The following is a 15,377-nucleotide window of genomic DNA, read 5'->3' as shown; positions in this document are numbered from 1 at the left end:
TCTTTAATTTTGCCTGCATCAGCGCCATTTATAACCTGATACAACATAAAAAAGCTCCCCTAATTGGGAAGCTTTACAATTTTTTTGTTTTCTGAAGCTAAAAACAACAATTCCTCCGCGTGTTTCTTTGTTAAATCCGTAATTTCAGCACCTGAAATCATACGCCCTATTTCCTTTATTTTTTCTTCAATACTAAGTGGATTAACTGAGGTTTTTGTACGGCCGCCTTCCGTAACCTTAGAAATAAAAAGATGAGTATCAGCCATCGCAGCTACTTGTGGTAAATGGGAAATACATAGTACCTGTGAATCAACAGCAACATTATAAATCTTTTCGGCAATTGACTGAGCCACTCTGCCGCTGACTCCTGTATCTACCTCATCAAATATAATCGAAGTAACTCCTTGATGCTTTGAAAAAATACTCTTAAGCGCCAGCATAATTCTTGAAAGCTCCCCGCCAGAGGCAATCTTAGATAACGGCTTTAACGGTTCACCAGGATTGGTGGAAATATAGAACTCCACGTGATCTACACCATTTTTTGAAAAATGAGGTAAAATCGATTCAAACCGAATTTCGAACACGGTTTTTGCCATGTAAAGCTCTTTTAACTCATTATGTATTAAAGTAGTGAGCTTATCAGCCCAGCGTTTTCTAAGCTCGGTTAACTGTTTAGCCTCAAGGATTAAATCTTTTTTAATGGACGTTAACTGCTTTTCTAATTGACCGATATGTGTTTCCTTGTTTTGCAATGTTTCAATTTCTTCTTCTATTTTAGCGGCATATTCTAAGATTTCTTCAATCGTTTTTCCGTACTTACGCTTCAACTGATTAATTTCATTTAATCGCTCTTCAATCTCATTTAAACGCTGTGGGTCATATTCTAATCCGTCTAGTTCATTCCTCAACATACGTGAGGCATCTTCCAATTGATAAAAGCTGTTCATAACGGATTCATATATTTCTTTATATGCTGAATCCAGTGCTGCAGCGTCTTCTAGCTGACCCATTACCATACTAATCCAATCAAGTCCCTTTTGTTCTCCAGTTAAGGCATTATAACTGGATTGAACAGCCTCGAATACACGCTCAAAATTCGCAAGTTTTCTTTTCTCTTCAAAAAGTTCTTCGTCTTCTTTCAACTTTAATTTAGCATTTTGAATTTCATCAAACTGAAATTGAATGAGATCGAGGCGATGTGCGGTTTTTTGCTCATTTTCACTCAGCGATTTAAGCTTTTGGGACGTTTGTTCATAGCGGTGAAACACTTCCTGGTATTCTGCCTGTGACTGAGATATTTCATCATATCCATATTGGTCGAGTAAGAGTAAATGTCTGCTCTCGTCCATTAAATCTTGGTGTTCGTGCTGGCTATGTATATCCACTAGGGTTGATCCCACTTCACGAAGGGTCGATATGGTCACTAGTTTCCCGTTAATTCTACACACACTTTTGCCCGAACGAGAGATATCTCTTCGTAAAACAACCATTCCTTCTTCAATTTCGATCCCAAACTCAAAAGCCTTTGAGTGGCAAGGATGGTGCTCATCGATTTGGAAAAGACCTTCAATTTCAGCTTTTTCTTCTCCATGTCTGACAAACTCAGCGGATCCTCTGCCACCTACAAGCAGGTGAATGGCATCTATAATAATGGATTTCCCTGCACCTGTTTCTCCTGTTAAAACGGTCAGCCCTTTATCAAACGAAATGGAAAGGGCCTCTATTATTGCAAAGTTCTTTATCGATAATTCTGATAACAAGGTATATTCCCCCTATTAAAGCATATCAAGGAACCGGTTAGTGATTGTCTCTGTATCTTCTGGCGTACGACAAATGATTAAAATCGTATCGTCACCACAAATGGTTCCTAGTACTTCATCCCAATCTAGGTTATCTAACAGAGCACCAATGGCCATAGCATTACCAGGCAGACATTTCATTACTAATAAATGACCTGCGGAATCGATGCGAACAAAGGCATCCATTAATGATCTTTTTAATTTCTGTAACGGATTAAACCGTTGATCAGCTGGGAGGCTATACTTATATCTCCCATCTAATAACGGAACTTTAACCAGATGCAATTCTTTAATGTCTCGAGAAACTGTTGCTTGCGTAACATTAAATCCTGCACTCTTTAATTCATCAACAAGTTCATCTTGTGTTTCAATATCATTAGCAGTGATAATTTCTCTAATTTTTATATGACGTTGACCCTTATTCAATCCATTCACCCCGTAATCATCCAAAACATTCATGTATTTTGTACAAAAATGTCGCTTATACCCATATGTTAGCCCATTTTGCCATGGAAGTACAATTATTATTTTTCAAAAAAGGGCCCAATCAAAAAGGAAGGAAAAGCATAGGCTTATCCTTCCACATCTTGTTTAGATTTAAATTCCTGATGAGCGTCTTTTACAATGTGCTCTGGCTCTCTAGGCAATTGATTTTGACCGGCGTCCTGCTCTCCCATCCATTTAAGGTGAAGGAGAAACTCAATATTTCCATCTCCACCGGTAATCGGAGAAAAGGATAAATTAACAGCATTGAATCCTTGCACAAGAGCAAAATCAACGATTTTATTAACAACCTGTAAATGTACCTTTTCATCACGTACGATACCTTTTTTACCAACTTGCTCACGACCTGCTTCAAATTGAGGCTTAACAAGTGCCACAATGTCACTGCCAGGTACAAGCAGGGTTTTTAAGACAGGTAATATTAATTTTAAAGATATAAAGGAAACATCTATTGTGGCAAAATTAGGCATTTCACCAACTAAATCAGCAGGTGTCACATACCGAAAGTTGGTTCTTTCCATTACCACTACTCTTTCATCCTGACGCAGCTTCCAAGCTAACTGATTGTACCCTACATCCAGTGCATAAGACATTTTTGCACCGTTCTGTAATGCACAATCAGTAAATCCACCAGTTGAGGCACCTATATCTAGCATAATCTTATCTTTTACTGAGACATCAAAAATCTTTATTGCCTTCTCCAGTTTTAGACCACCTCGACTGACATAGGGAAGTACATTCCCCTTTATCATTAACGGGATATCTACTTTCACTTTCTCGCCAGGCTTATCTAAACGTTCTTCGTTGGAGTAAACCAAACCTGCCATAATAGAACGTTTTGCTTTTTCTCTTGTTTCTGCTAATCCTCTTTCAACTAATAATACATCTAATCGTTCTTTATTCTTCATGAATTATGCCCTTTGTTGTTTTTTTCGAGCTAGTATGGTCATTCTTTTTACGACTTCCGACGTAGTCATTCCAATTTCTTCCAGAAGTGATTCTACATCACCATGTTCGATAAATTGGTCAGGTATCCCCATTCGGTCGATTGCTTGCTGGTAAAATCCTTTTTCATGTGCATATTCTAGAACAGAGCTTCCAAAACCGCCCTGTAAGACTGCTTCTTCAATGGTTAGAATAGGGATATTATTTAAAAATAACTCATTGAGCATTTTTTCATCTAAAGGCTTAATAAAACGAGCATTTATGACTTTTACGGAAATCCCTTGTTTCTCAAGCGTTTCTGCAGCTTCTAGAGCCATAGGAATGGTTGTACCAAACGTTAAAATTGCCGCATCCTCGCCTTCCTTCAAAACCTCCCAGGTTCCGATTGGAATGCTCTTAAATGTTTCATCCAACGGTACACCCAATCCATTACCTCGTGGAAATCTCATTGCAATTGGACCATCATCATAGGTCATCGCAGTATAAACCATATGCTGCCCTTCATTTTCATCTTTAGGCATCATTAAAACCATATTAGGAACATGTCTTAGAAAAGCTATATCAAATACGCCCTGGTGCGTTTCACCATCTGCACCTACTAAACCAGCCCGATCAATCCCGATAAAAACATTTAAATTTTGACGGCATATATCATGAACAACCTGGTCATACGCTCGTTGTAAGAAAGTTGAATAAATCGCTAAAAAGGGTTTCATATTTTGGGTCGCCAAACCAGCCGCAACGGTAGCTGCATGCTGTTCTGCTATCCCCACATCAAACATTCTTTCTGGAAACTCACTAGCAAAGCCTTCTAGTTTTGACCCAACAGGCATAGCTGGCGTTATCGCGACAATCCTCTCATCCTCACGAGCTAGCTTGCGAACTGTTTCACTTACTAAACTGCTCCATGCTGGAGGGGCTTTATCAGACTTAACAAAGGCACCTGTGTCCATCTTATAAGGTCCTGTGCCATGCCAAGTACCTTTTTTATCACTTTCAGCTGGCTGAAAACCTTTCCCTTTTTTCGTGATGACATGAAGAAGGACTGGTCCTTCCGTTTTTTTGGCATAGCGTAAATTTTCAAATAAAGCTTCATAATCATGACCATCAACCGGACCTAAGTATGTAAACCCCATCTCCTCAAAGAACATTCCCGACACAAATAAATATTTAAGACTATCTTTCACACGTTCCGCAGTGGCTGCAAGTTTCCCTCCGACAGCTGGTACCTTTTTCAATAACAATTCTAACTCGTCTTTAACCCATTGATATTTACCAGCTGTCCGTAATTGACCAAGAATGTTATGAAGAGCACCAACATTTGGGGCAATGGACATTTCATTGTCGTTCAGAATGACAATCATATTCTTTTTCTCATGGCCTATATGATTTAATGCTTCTAACGCCATTCCTCCAGTTAACGCACCATCGCCAATGATAGGTACAACAAAGGAACTCTCTTTTTTCAAGTCTCTAGCGATGACCATTCCCATCGCAGCTGAAAGGGAAGTTGAACTATGCCCTGTTTCCCAAACATCATGCTCGCTTTCAATTCTTTTTGGGAAGCCGCACAGTCCCTTAAATTGACGCAATGTATCAAATTCACACGCTCTGCCTGTAAGTATTTTATGAACATAAGACTGATGTCCTACATCCCAAATAAATTTATCTTTGGGGCTGTCAAAACATTTATGTAAGGCAATGGTTAATTCGACAACACCTAAATTCGGTCCAATATGGCCTCCAGTAACAGACAGTTTTTCAATCAAGAATTGGCGTATTTCTTGACTTAAAACCTCCAATTCTTGATTTGACATCCCTTTTAAAAAGGAAGGGTCTTTTATTGATAACAGATCCATGTTTGGACCACTCACTTTCATTCTATTTCTTTCCATACACCTAGTAAAAAATAGCCGCTAACACAAAAAGTGGTAACGGCATTGACAACGATTTCTACATTGACAACAATTATAACACAATTACGTTGTTGTTCAAATACCAGTTATTTAGTGGTCTCTTGATGCTATAAGATCAGCAATTTCTTTAAGTAAAAGGATGTTAAGTCCTGTCTTATACAAATATTGTTTAGACAGGTGCAATTGCTGTCCTAACGCTTTCTTCGCACCCTCCATAGACAATAACCGTGGATAGGTGCTCTTCTCATTAGCAGAATCACTTCCAACAGGTTTACCTAGTAATTCCTGATTTCCTTCTAGGTCAAGAATGTCGTCTTGTATTTGAAATGCAAGTCCTAAATGATGGGCAAATGCAGACAGGTTTTCCAATTGAGTTTGACTTGCTCCACCTAACAATGCGCCAGCGATAACGCTGAACTTCAATAACTTCCCTGTCTTATGGATGTGGATATACTCAAGTTCCTCAACGGAAAGAGTTTTTCCCTCTCCTTCCATATCAGCCACCTGACCACCCACCATTCCTTCGCTGCCAGCAGCTTTGGCCATCTCCATAATGAGTTCAAGTTTGGTTTCACTAGACGCGAATTCGTTAGGAGTTTGTCCAATTACCTGAAAGCTATAGGTCAATAATGCATCTCCTGCTAAAATGGCAATGGCCTCTCCAAATACTTTATGATTCGTAGGCTTGCCTCTTCTTAGATCATCATTGTCCATACTTGGCAGGTCATCATGGATTAGTGAATATGTATGAATCATTTCAATTGCGGCAGCGGCCATTAGACCGATTTTTGGATCTTTTTCAAAAGCAGCAAGCGTAGCAAATACCAGTAAAGGACGGATTCTCTTACCGCCTGCCTTAAGTGAATAATGCATTGCTTCTTTAATAATAGGAGGCGCATTAAGCTTTTCCACCAAGGTTTGAAGCTCAGATTCAAGTAGTTGTTTATGTTCTTGTGTAAAAGCATCTAGAACTTTAGTAGTCAAAGCCTATACCTCCTCTTCAATCGTAAAGTTTTGTTTACGTCCGTCCTCCGTAATAATCTGTGTTAATTGTTCTTCGACATTTTTTAGCTTATCATGACAGAGTTTGGACAGCTCCATTCCCTCTTTATAAAAGGCAATGGCCGCTTCGAGAGGGACATCCCCTTCTTCAAGCTTATCAACAATTTGCTCAAGCTTATTCATTGCTTCCTCAAAGGAAATCTTTTGTTCATTCGTCACGATTTTCGCTCTCCTTTATGTTCTCTACATTACAGAGAAGGCTACCATCTGTTAATTGAATTTGAAGTGGTTCGTTCTCTTTTACTTGTTTAACACTTTTTATTAACACATTATCTTCTGAATAAACGAGACTAAATCCTCGTTCCATTATTTTTAACGGGCTTAAAGCTTGAAGCATAGCGAGAATTCTTTCAAATTCGTTTTGTTTCTTCAAGAAGATTTGTCCCATTGCCCGTTGGATATCTTTTTTCGAACGCTCAAATCTAATTTCTGCGTCACGATATACTACTTTTGGATGGTTTCGATTGAGTCGGTTATGAATCGTTTCATATTGGGACTTTTTTAGATCAGTCAATCTAGCAGTCCCACGTACAAGTGATTCTGTTAATTTATCTACCTGTTCAAGTTTTTGTTCGTAAAGACGATGTGGATAACGAAATGCATAGGATTTTTGTGCACGCTCTAATCGTTGTTTTTCATATCGAAATCTACCGTTCATGGATTGAAGCATCCGGGTCTTCCGCTGAAGCAGTCTTTCCATTAATTCATCAATATGAGGAACGGCAAGCTCTGCTGCTGCAGTTGGTGTTGGAGCACGCATGTCTGCGACAAAATCGGCAATCGTAAAATCAGTTTCATGGCCAACTGCAGAAATAATAGGAATTTCCGATTGATTAATGGCCCTAGCAACTATCTCCTCATTAAAAGCCCATAACTCTTCAATCGAACCGCCTCCGCGCCCAACAATTAGTATATCTAAGTTTTCCATCTTGTTTGCTTTACTAATAGCCCGTGCTATCGAAGCCGCTGCATTCTCACCCTGTACAAGCGCTGGTAAAACAAGGATATTTGCAATGGGATAACGTCTTTTAATTGTGGTGATAATATCCCTTATTGCAGCCCCTGTTGGTGATGTTATAACCCCCACCGTTTTCGGATAACTAGGAATAGGCTTTTTTTGTTCTATTGAGAATAGCCCTTCAGCTTCAAGTCTTTTTCTTAACTGCTCGTAGGCTAAAAATAATTCCCCGATTCCATCTGGCTGCATTTCTTTAATATATATTTGATATTGACCACTTGGTTCATAAACCGAGATGTCCCCTTTTACAACCACCTTCATTCCGTTTTCTGGTAAAAACTTCATGGCACGTGATTGGCCAGCAAACATCACTGCAAGAATCCTAGCTTTGTCATCCTTTAATGTAAAATACATATGTCCGCTTGAGTGCTGTTTGAAGTTTGAGATTTCTCCTCGAACATGTACATCTTGTAAATGAGGGTCTGCATCAAATTTTCTTTTTATGTATTTTGTTAATGCAAGCACAGATAAATACTTTTTTTCCTGCATAAGGAACTCCCTTTTAGGACCGCAGCGTATTTTTTGCTGATTTAAGAGTGTTATACATGAGCATAGTAATGGTCATCGGACCTACTCCTTTTGGTACAGGGGTAATATAACCTGCCTTCTGACTTACTTCATCAAACGCAACATCGCCACAAAGCTTACCTGCTTCATTCCGATTGATCCCTACATCAATCACAACCGCACCTTCTTTTACATGATCAGCCTTAATAAAGTTGGCCAGGCCAACTGCTGCGACAAGAATATCAGCTTGAGTAGTATGGTATTGTAAATCGATTGTTTTCGAATGACAATAGGTTACCGTTGCATGTTGATTAAGAAACAACTGACCAACTGGCTTTCCTACAATATTACTTCTCCCCACGACAACAACATGTTTCCCGGCAACCGATATACCCATTTCTTCTAAGAGTACCATGATTCCAAAAGGGGTACACGGTAAGAATGCATCTTGCCCCGTCATCATTCTTCCAATATTTATCGGGTGAAATCCGTCTACATCCTTTAGAGGAGATATTGACTCAATAACTCTTGTTTCATCGATGTGCTTTGGAAGAGGAAGCTGTACTAAAATGCCATGGATAGCGGGATCTACATTTAGTTCCTCTATTTTTTGAAGTAATTCTTCCTGGGTAGCCGTTTCTGGTAGTTCAATTAGTACTGAGTGCATACCTAGGTCTCGACAAGTTTTTTCTTTATTAGTCACATATGTTCTCGATGCATGATTATTTCCAACAAGAATAACCGCAAGTCCTGGTGTAATTCCCAATGCCTTTAGTTTTTGGACCTCAGATGCAATTTCTACCTTTTTTTTCGCTGCTATTTCTTTCCCATCAATAATAGTTGCTGCCATTTGTTTCTCCCCCTATTCATAATTAGTCGTCTTATAATTTTTCTTTTACCTTCGATAGGACACCATTAATAAAACGGCTGGATTGTTCATCTCCGTAAATTTTAGCAATTTCTATCGCTTCATCTAAAATAACATTTTCAGGAATTTCATCACGGAAATATAATAACTCGTAAATAGCGATCCTTAATAAATTTCTATCAACCGTTGCTAAACGGTCCATCGTCCATTTTTCAAGATTTTCTTTAATGTATGGATCAATTTGATCTTTTTGTTCCACAACGCCCAAAACTAGCTTGGTAAGGTAGTCATCTCCCGTTTCGCCTTCCAAAACATGATCGATTGCTGAAGATGGTTCTGTGTTACTTACATCAATTTGAAAAAGAGCTTGTAACGCTTTTTCTCTTGCTGTTCTTCTTTTCATTATACCGTTAACTCCTTTAGAGATAATAATTAATTTTGTCAAATTTTATACAACCATGTCGTATTAATGTTTTGTACATAAAAAGATAATAGCACAACTAAAACTGATTCGCACTGTAAGAACTTATTTTTACCTAGAAGCAGTCTACTAATAACCAAAAAAGAAAAAAAACCAAAGGATTACTCCTTTGGTCAAATGGGTTAAATCTCTTCTTCTACTTCTGGTTCTAGCTTTTGGGTTTCAAAGGAAATGCCGACAACGTGAATGTTTACTGCCTCTGCTTCTAATGCAGTCATATTTAACAATGCCTGGCGAATGTTATCCTGTATTTTCCCTGCTACTGTAGGGATGGATACGCCAAATTTCATTAAGCAGTATACATCTACTGTAATTCCTTCTTCTGAAAGTTCCACTTTAACACCTTTACCATGGTTTTTCTTGCCTAAACGTTCTACTACACCGGTAGCAAAATTCCCACGCATTTGCGCTACTCCTTCAACCTCGGAAGCAGCAATACCTGCAATGACTTCAATGACTTCAGGTGCAATCTCTACTTTCCCATGCCCGCTGTTTCCTTGACTCATTTCTAGTACATTATACTCACTCATAAAGTACACCTCCAGATTTTAGCTAGACTTCATCACATCATGTAACTCAAGAAACTTCGTATTGAATTGTCCCTCTACGAAACTTTCATGCTCAAGCAATCTTAAATGGAAAGGGATGGTGGTATGAACTCCCTCAATCACAAATTCGCTTAGTGCACGTTTCATTCGTGAGATTGCTTCTTCCCTGCTACTACCATATGTGATAACTTTCGCAATCATGGAATCATAATAAGGTGGAATGGTGTAACCTGGATATGCTGCTGAATCAATCCGAACGCCAAAACCGCCAGGAGGCAAATACATATTAATTTTCCCTGCTGAAGGCATGAAGTTCTTTTCTGGATTCTCGGCATTAATTCGGCACTCAATTGCCCAGCCTGTAAACGTAACGTCCTGTTGATTTAACGTTAATTTCTCTCCAGAAGCAACTCGGATTTGCTCCTTAATTAGATCCACACCTGTGACCAATTCTGTTACAGGGTGCTCCACCTGTATCCTTGTGTTCATTTCCATAAAGTAATATTTCCGATTGCGGTAGTCATATATAAATTCTACCGTTCCTGCACCTGAATAATCAACTGCTTTTGCGGCTTTAACTGCTGCATTTCCCATTTCAGCACGAATTTCTCCATCCAAGGCCGGTGAAGGTGTTTCTTCTAAAAGCTTTTGAAGTCTGCGTTGAATAGAACAGTCTCTCTCTCCAAGATGGATCGTGTTTCCATAGGAGTCTGCAAGTACTTGTATTTCAACATGACGGAAATCCTCGATATACTTTTCTATGTATACTCCTGGATTACCAAAGGCAGTCAATGCCTCCTGCTGTGTAATAGAAATACCTTTAACTAGTTCTTGTTCATTTTTTGCCACGCGGATCCCTTTACCGCCACCGCCAGCAGTTGCTTTGATAATCACTGGATATTCAATTTTACTTACAAGCTCAAGCGCTTCATCAATATCATTAATGATACCAGTTGAACCAGGTACAATCGGAACTCCAGCTTCACGCATTGTTTCCCTTGCAATATCTTTCGTTCCCATTTTCGTGATCGCTTCTGGGCTTGGTCCTACGAAGATAATATTGCATTCACGGCAAAGCTCAGCGAAATCTGCATTTTCAGCTAAAAAACCATAGCCAGGGTGAATCGCATCACAACCTGTTAGTTTTGCTACACTAATGATATTCGTCACATTTAAGTAACTCTCTTTTGATAATTTTGGTCCAATGCAATAGGCTTCATCTGCAAGTTGTACATGCAGCGCTTCACGATCTGCTTCGGAGAAGACGGCTACTGATTCAATACCCATTTCTCTACACGCACGAATAATCCTTACTGCAATTTCTCCTCTATTTGCAATTAACAGTTTCTTTATCATCCTGTTATCGCTCCTTATTCTGGCTTCACTAAAAATAATGGTTGTCCATATTCTACTAATTGTCCGTTCTTCGCAAGAACTTCTACAATTTCACCATTTACTTCAGCTTCAATTTCATTAAATAATTTCATTGCTTCCACAATACATACGATAGAATCCTTTGTCACAACAGAACCCGCTTTTACATAAGCGTCTGCTTCTGGTGTTGGTGAGGCATAAAAAGTCCCAACCATTGGAGAAGTAATTTTGTGTAAATTTGAAGTATCAGCCTGACTTGGAGCATTAGTTACTGCTTCTTCCTGCTTTATTTCTTGTACAGGCGCTTTACTTGTAACTGTTTCTGGCTGCACGACAGGAACTGCCTGAGCCACTGCTGCTTGTGGTACTTGTACAGTGGTAACAGTTGTAGTTCCAAGATTTTTTTTCATTTTAATTTTTGAGCCTTCAATTTCATATACAAATTCATCAATGCTGGATTGGTCCACTAATTTAATTAATTCACGAATTTCTTGTACTTTTAACAATCTAAACACTCCTTGTCCTGCTAGATTAAGACTAACTACTAATACTATACGCTAATATCTTATTAAAGTTCAATAATCTTGTTAAGTGAACAGTAAAAAAAGGAAAGCAGGAGCTCTCCTTATAGGTCTATCGGATTATTTAGTTGGCTGGAATTCAACAGCAACAAAGTTAGTTTCGCCAATTTCTTTCTTAACCATTTGGATAATTGCATTTGCTTCGGATTTAGAAGACTCTTTATTAGACTTTACAATAATTTTAACTGTTGAACCATCTGCTCTAACAAGGGCATCCTCATAATCCATAGCTTTAATTAAAGTTTCAAGCATTTCTTCCTTTTGGGCAATTTCATTTAATTTTTTCATTTGATCCACTGCTTCGCTTCTTTCAGCCGCTGGAAGATCAGTCGTTGCCACAACAGCGTTTAATTGTTCCTTTAATTCGCTGCGTTCATCTTGAAGCTTTAATCGTAGTGCTTCAAATTCTTCATCACCAGCAACTGAAGAAATAACAGTGTCGCCTTCTTTTGCTTCAGTATCAGTTTTCGTTTCTTTTTCCTTTGAATCTGCTTTCTCTTCTTGCTTCACTGCAGCAAGTTCATTGCTTTTTTGTTCCGGAGAAGTAATGTAATAAACGGACAATACAACCACCAAACTTAACATAGTTAACAACCAAACTGTTTGTTTTTTCAATAACATTTTTAATATCCCCCTTTTATTTTTTAGGCATAACGGCAACGCGATGACTTGGTACATCAAGTGATCTTGTTACTGCCTCAATAATATTTTTTTTAACTTGAATATTTCCTGCTCCTTTAGCCACCACTAATACTCCACGAATAGCAGGTTTTTGATATTCAACCACAATGGGTACCTCTTTCTCTCCTTCACGAATAATGACTAATTGCTGGTCCGTGGAGGTATCCTGTACCTTTCGTTCCCCGCCCTCATTGTCTTTTTCTTCCGTTGTCTGAGATTTTGTCACCGTATTTTTCTCAAGAATTTTCTTGTCAGTAGAATCAATGTTCACGACAACCGTTACATCGTCTACACCCAGCATTTCTTCCAGTGCCTTCTTAAGCTGCTTTTCATACTCTTCCTCGTATCCAGAAATACTTTTATTATTTGAGTCCTTCTTAAGGCTAAACGCCTCAACATCAGTAGTTTCTGCTTGGCTCGTGGTTACAGCCTTACTATCAAGCGGAGCTGATTTATCGGAAAATAGTACATTTCCAACAATCATGAATGCAGCACCGATGCACAGCACTAGAATCATATATTGATATTTCCCGGACTTTTTATCGGAAGTCTCACCCTTAGCCATTATGTTTTTCAACCATGAAAATGGTCCTTTATTATTTTCCATTCTACTTATTCATCCCCCCTTCAACCGAGATCTCAATTGCTTTTTCAGTGACATTCCATTGCTGCGAAAGAAATGCGGCGATTTCTTCTGATTCTTCTGTTGGTTCCTTAGATGGAAGAGGTGTTTCGGTAGTAATACTAACTGGTTGTATAGCTTCGACTGTCCTTAAAGATGATTCTGGCTGTTTTAATAGCACGATAACCATTTCTAGGTTTTCAGGGAATGATTCTTGGCTATCATCCTTGGTTGTAAGATTAATTTTTGCAATTTCCAAACCAAATTGTTCCATCAACTCCTCCTCTACTCCCTTTTCAAGCTGGACAGCCATTGTTTCTAAAATATATGCATGATTGGAGGCTTGTATTTCTTTTTTCTGCATTTCTATTAAATTTTCCATATTTTTTTCTCCAGAATCCTGAAATGTGGGAATCTGAGCCATCACGGTTTCAAAATCCTTAGAGAGTAACTTAAAAATCGGCGTAAGGATGATGGCAATAAGCAGCAGCCCCGTAACCATTTTTGTATATTTTTGTAGATTTGTATTAGGCAGCAGCATATCAATAACCGTTGCTAAAAGAATAAATAGGATGATATTCGTAACCCACTCTATTAAAAACTGCATAACGTTCTCCCCTATCTCATCATCATTGTTAAATTCCCTGCTGCGACAATTACTGTAATACTTAAAAAAAACATGAGAGAGACAATACCTAGCGCTGCAAAAACATAGATAACACTTTTGCTGATGATATCTAAGCATTTAATAACGGGACCCCCGCCTAAGGGCTGTAATATCGCAGCTGCAAATTTATAAATAAAGGCGATTATCAATATTTTAAAAGCAGGGAATGCCACGATAATGAGGAGAATAGCAACCCCTGCAATACCCACTGAATTCTTTAATAATCCAGATGCACTTACCACTGTATCAGCTGCGTCAGTGAAGATTCTGCCAATGACAGGAATAAAGTTGCCTGTAACGAATTTTGCTGTACGGATGGCTACACCATCCGTTATGGCAGTAGAAGCACCTTGGACCGATATGACTCCAAGAAAGACCGTCAAGAAAAGCCCCATTAAACCAATGCTCCAGTTTCTTAACAGCTGTGCCAGCTGTGTCACTTTATACTGGTCTGACATCGTACTCACGATACTTAAAAGAGTGGCTAAAAAGAGAAGTGGGAGTATAACAAATTGCATAAACATTCCGCTGATATTCATTAAAAATAAGATAACTGGATGAAAGAAAGCGGCTGAGATTATTCCTCCAGAAGAAGCGATCAAGGCTAACAAAAGCGGAATCAGCGCAAGCACGAATGAAATCATGCTTCCAATAGCCTCATTGGTATATTGTATGACGATATGAAAACTATTAAGGGCAATGATTACTAGGACCATATAGACAATGGAGTAGGCAACTTTACTGATGGTACTGCTCTCAAATGCATTTTGCATCGATTGGAGAAACATACTGAATATCGTTAGCAGGATTAATGAACCTAGCAGTTTACCATTTACAACAAATTCATGAAACAAGAATTTAATGATTCCCTGTGTCCATTCCTTAAAGGAGAATTGCTTGTCCCCCTTTACAAAATCGTACAGACTCCCCTTTTGGCTTTCAGGGAGGAAGCCGCCATATTTAGTTTGAATATCCTCCCAATATTGTTTAAGTTCTGTTAAATCCATAGTTTCGAGCTGTGCATCTACTAATTCCTGCGGTGTTAGAGGTGTATGGTTATCCTTCACTTCTTCGTTAGCTTGTACATTTGTTGAAGTAAAAAATAGAAATAATAGAATCATAATGGGAATAATCTGCAACTTTTGCTTCATCATTTTCACCTCATATTTTCAAAAGGAAATGCCTTTCTAGCTTGGAATCAGCTTAATTATTGTTTCAATCATGACGGTTAATATTGGAATTGCCATCGCCAGTATCAACACCTTTCCAGCGAGTTCAATTTTTGAAGCCACTGCCCCTTGGCCTGCGTCCTTGGTAATTTGAGATGCAAACTCAGCAATATAGGCAATTCCAATGATTTTTAGTATGGTCTCTACGTAGATCAAATTTACATTTGCATTCACTGCAAGCTTTTCAAGCATATGAATAATTTCATATATTTTATCGACAAGAAACAGAAAAATGCTGCAGCCAACAAATACAATTAACAGGAAGGCGAAATTAGGTTTTTGCTCTTTAATGATTAAAGCAAGGAAGGTTGCAACAAGAGCCACGCCAACTATCTTAATAATTTCAATGGCAAAGCCCTCCTTTCTATTGAAACAAGAAGACAGATTTTATTTTTTGGAAGAGATCGTCAACAATTGACGCGACTTGAAACAAAATGTAAATAAAACCAAAGAGTGTTACCCACTGGGCATATTCCTTTTTCCCAACCTGATCGAGTACCGTATGCAAAAACGCAACCACTATACCTACTCCCGCTATTTTAAAAATAATGTCCACTTCTAAGCCCATTGCTTTT

The 15,377-nt window shown here is 38.6% G+C and carries 18 protein-coding genes; all 18 read right to left on the bottom strand.

The features are described from left to right. Nucleotides 1–59: 59 nt before the first annotated feature. Entirely contained in the window at nt 60–1,760 is a 1,701-nt protein-coding gene (gene recN / locus ACN6MT_RS13385) for a DNA repair protein RecN (RefSeq protein ID WP_419956185.1), read from the bottom strand. A 15-nt stretch (nt 1,761–1,775) separates the two neighbouring features. Then, nucleotides 1,776–2,225, bottom strand: coding sequence for a transcriptional regulator AhrC/ArgR (gene ahrC, locus ACN6MT_RS13380; RefSeq protein ID WP_283861436.1), 450 nt, complete (start codon nt 2,223–2,225; stop codon nt 1,776–1,778). A 146-nt stretch (nt 2,226–2,371) separates the two neighbouring features. Beyond that, nucleotides 2,372–3,211: a TlyA family RNA methyltransferase gene (locus tag ACN6MT_RS13375; protein WP_419956184.1), complete on the bottom strand. Its 840-nt coding sequence runs from the start codon at nt 3,209–3,211 to the stop codon at nt 2,372–2,374. 3 nt (nt 3,212–3,214) lie between these two features. Then, complete coding sequence (dxs, locus tag ACN6MT_RS13370) at nt 3,215–5,107, bottom strand: 1-deoxy-D-xylulose-5-phosphate synthase (RefSeq protein ID WP_419956436.1); 1,893 nt, start codon at nt 5,105–5,107, stop codon at nt 3,215–3,217. Between the two features lie 147 nt (nt 5,108–5,254). Beyond that, nucleotides 5,255–6,148, bottom strand: a complete 894-nt coding sequence (locus tag ACN6MT_RS13365) for a polyprenyl synthetase family protein (RefSeq protein ID WP_419956183.1) — start codon at nt 6,146–6,148, stop codon at nt 5,255–5,257. Between the two features lie 3 nt (nt 6,149–6,151). After that, nucleotides 6,152–6,349, bottom strand: a complete 198-nt coding sequence (gene xseB / locus ACN6MT_RS13360; RefSeq protein ID WP_235847039.1) for an exodeoxyribonuclease VII small subunit — start codon at nt 6,347–6,349, stop codon at nt 6,152–6,154. Nucleotides 6,350–6,374: 25 nt separating this feature from the next. After that, nucleotides 6,375–7,733 (bottom strand): exodeoxyribonuclease VII large subunit, encoded by a 1,359-nt coding sequence (gene xseA / locus ACN6MT_RS13355; RefSeq protein ID WP_419956182.1) that lies wholly within the window; start codon nt 7,731–7,733, stop codon nt 6,375–6,377. A 13-nt stretch (nt 7,734–7,746) separates the two neighbouring features. Continuing rightward, complete coding sequence (gene folD, locus ACN6MT_RS13350; RefSeq protein WP_419956181.1) at nt 7,747–8,601, bottom strand: bifunctional methylenetetrahydrofolate dehydrogenase/methenyltetrahydrofolate cyclohydrolase FolD; 855 nt, start codon at nt 8,599–8,601, stop codon at nt 7,747–7,749. Between the two features lie 31 nt (nt 8,602–8,632). After that, on the bottom strand, nt 8,633–9,022 hold the full coding sequence (gene nusB, locus ACN6MT_RS13345) for a transcription antitermination factor NusB (protein ID WP_063251255.1): 390 nt from the start codon (nt 9,020–9,022) through the stop codon (nt 8,633–8,635). Between the two features lie 200 nt (nt 9,023–9,222). Then, complete coding sequence (locus ACN6MT_RS13340) at nt 9,223–9,630, bottom strand: Asp23/Gls24 family envelope stress response protein (RefSeq protein WP_063251256.1); 408 nt, start codon at nt 9,628–9,630, stop codon at nt 9,223–9,225. Between the two features lie 18 nt (nt 9,631–9,648). Further along, nucleotides 9,649–11,004, bottom strand: coding sequence for an acetyl-CoA carboxylase biotin carboxylase subunit (gene accC, locus ACN6MT_RS13335; protein ID WP_419956180.1), 1,356 nt, complete (start codon nt 11,002–11,004; stop codon nt 9,649–9,651). 14 nt (nt 11,005–11,018) lie between these two features. Continuing rightward, nucleotides 11,019–11,528: an acetyl-CoA carboxylase biotin carboxyl carrier protein gene (accB, locus tag ACN6MT_RS13330; RefSeq protein ID WP_419956179.1), complete on the bottom strand. Its 510-nt coding sequence runs from the start codon at nt 11,526–11,528 to the stop codon at nt 11,019–11,021. Nucleotides 11,529–11,663: 135 nt separating this feature from the next. Then, nucleotides 11,664–12,224: a SpoIIIAH-like family protein gene (locus ACN6MT_RS13325; protein ID WP_063251259.1), complete on the bottom strand. Its 561-nt coding sequence runs from the start codon at nt 12,222–12,224 to the stop codon at nt 11,664–11,666. Between the two features lie 16 nt (nt 12,225–12,240). Further along, entirely contained in the window at nt 12,241–12,891 is a 651-nt protein-coding gene (gene spoIIIAG / locus ACN6MT_RS13320) for a stage III sporulation protein AG (protein WP_419956178.1), read from the bottom strand. A gap of 1 nt (nt 12,892) precedes the next feature. Then, the gene (spoIIIAF, locus tag ACN6MT_RS13315) at nt 12,893–13,513 is read right to left on the bottom strand and encodes a stage III sporulation protein AF (RefSeq protein WP_419956177.1); all 621 of its coding nucleotides are present in this window, start codon (nt 13,511–13,513) and stop codon (nt 12,893–12,895) included. An 11-nt stretch (nt 13,514–13,524) separates the two neighbouring features. Next, nucleotides 13,525–14,724 carry a stage III sporulation protein AE gene (gene spoIIIAE, locus ACN6MT_RS13310; protein ID WP_419956435.1) on the bottom strand — a complete coding sequence of 400 codons (1,200 nt, stop codon included), beginning with the start codon at nt 14,722–14,724 and terminating at the stop codon, nt 13,525–13,527. A gap of 36 nt (nt 14,725–14,760) precedes the next feature. After that, the gene (gene spoIIIAD / locus ACN6MT_RS13305) at nt 14,761–15,150 is read right to left on the bottom strand and encodes a stage III sporulation protein AD (protein ID WP_174524393.1); all 390 of its coding nucleotides are present in this window, start codon (nt 15,148–15,150) and stop codon (nt 14,761–14,763) included. 16 nt (nt 15,151–15,166) lie between these two features. Continuing rightward, on the bottom strand, nt 15,167–15,370 hold the full coding sequence (spoIIIAC, locus tag ACN6MT_RS13300; RefSeq protein ID WP_007084610.1) for a stage III sporulation protein AC: 204 nt from the start codon (nt 15,368–15,370) through the stop codon (nt 15,167–15,169). Nucleotides 15,371–15,377 lie beyond the last annotated feature (7 nt).

Source organism: Neobacillus niacini (genome assembly GCF_048572935.1).
In the GTDB taxonomy this organism is placed as follows: Bacteria; Bacillota; Bacilli; order Bacillales; family Cytobacillaceae; genus Neobacillus; species Neobacillus niacini.
Note: the sequence above shows the minus strand (reverse complement) of the source record. Positions and strands in the feature narration are given on the sequence as shown.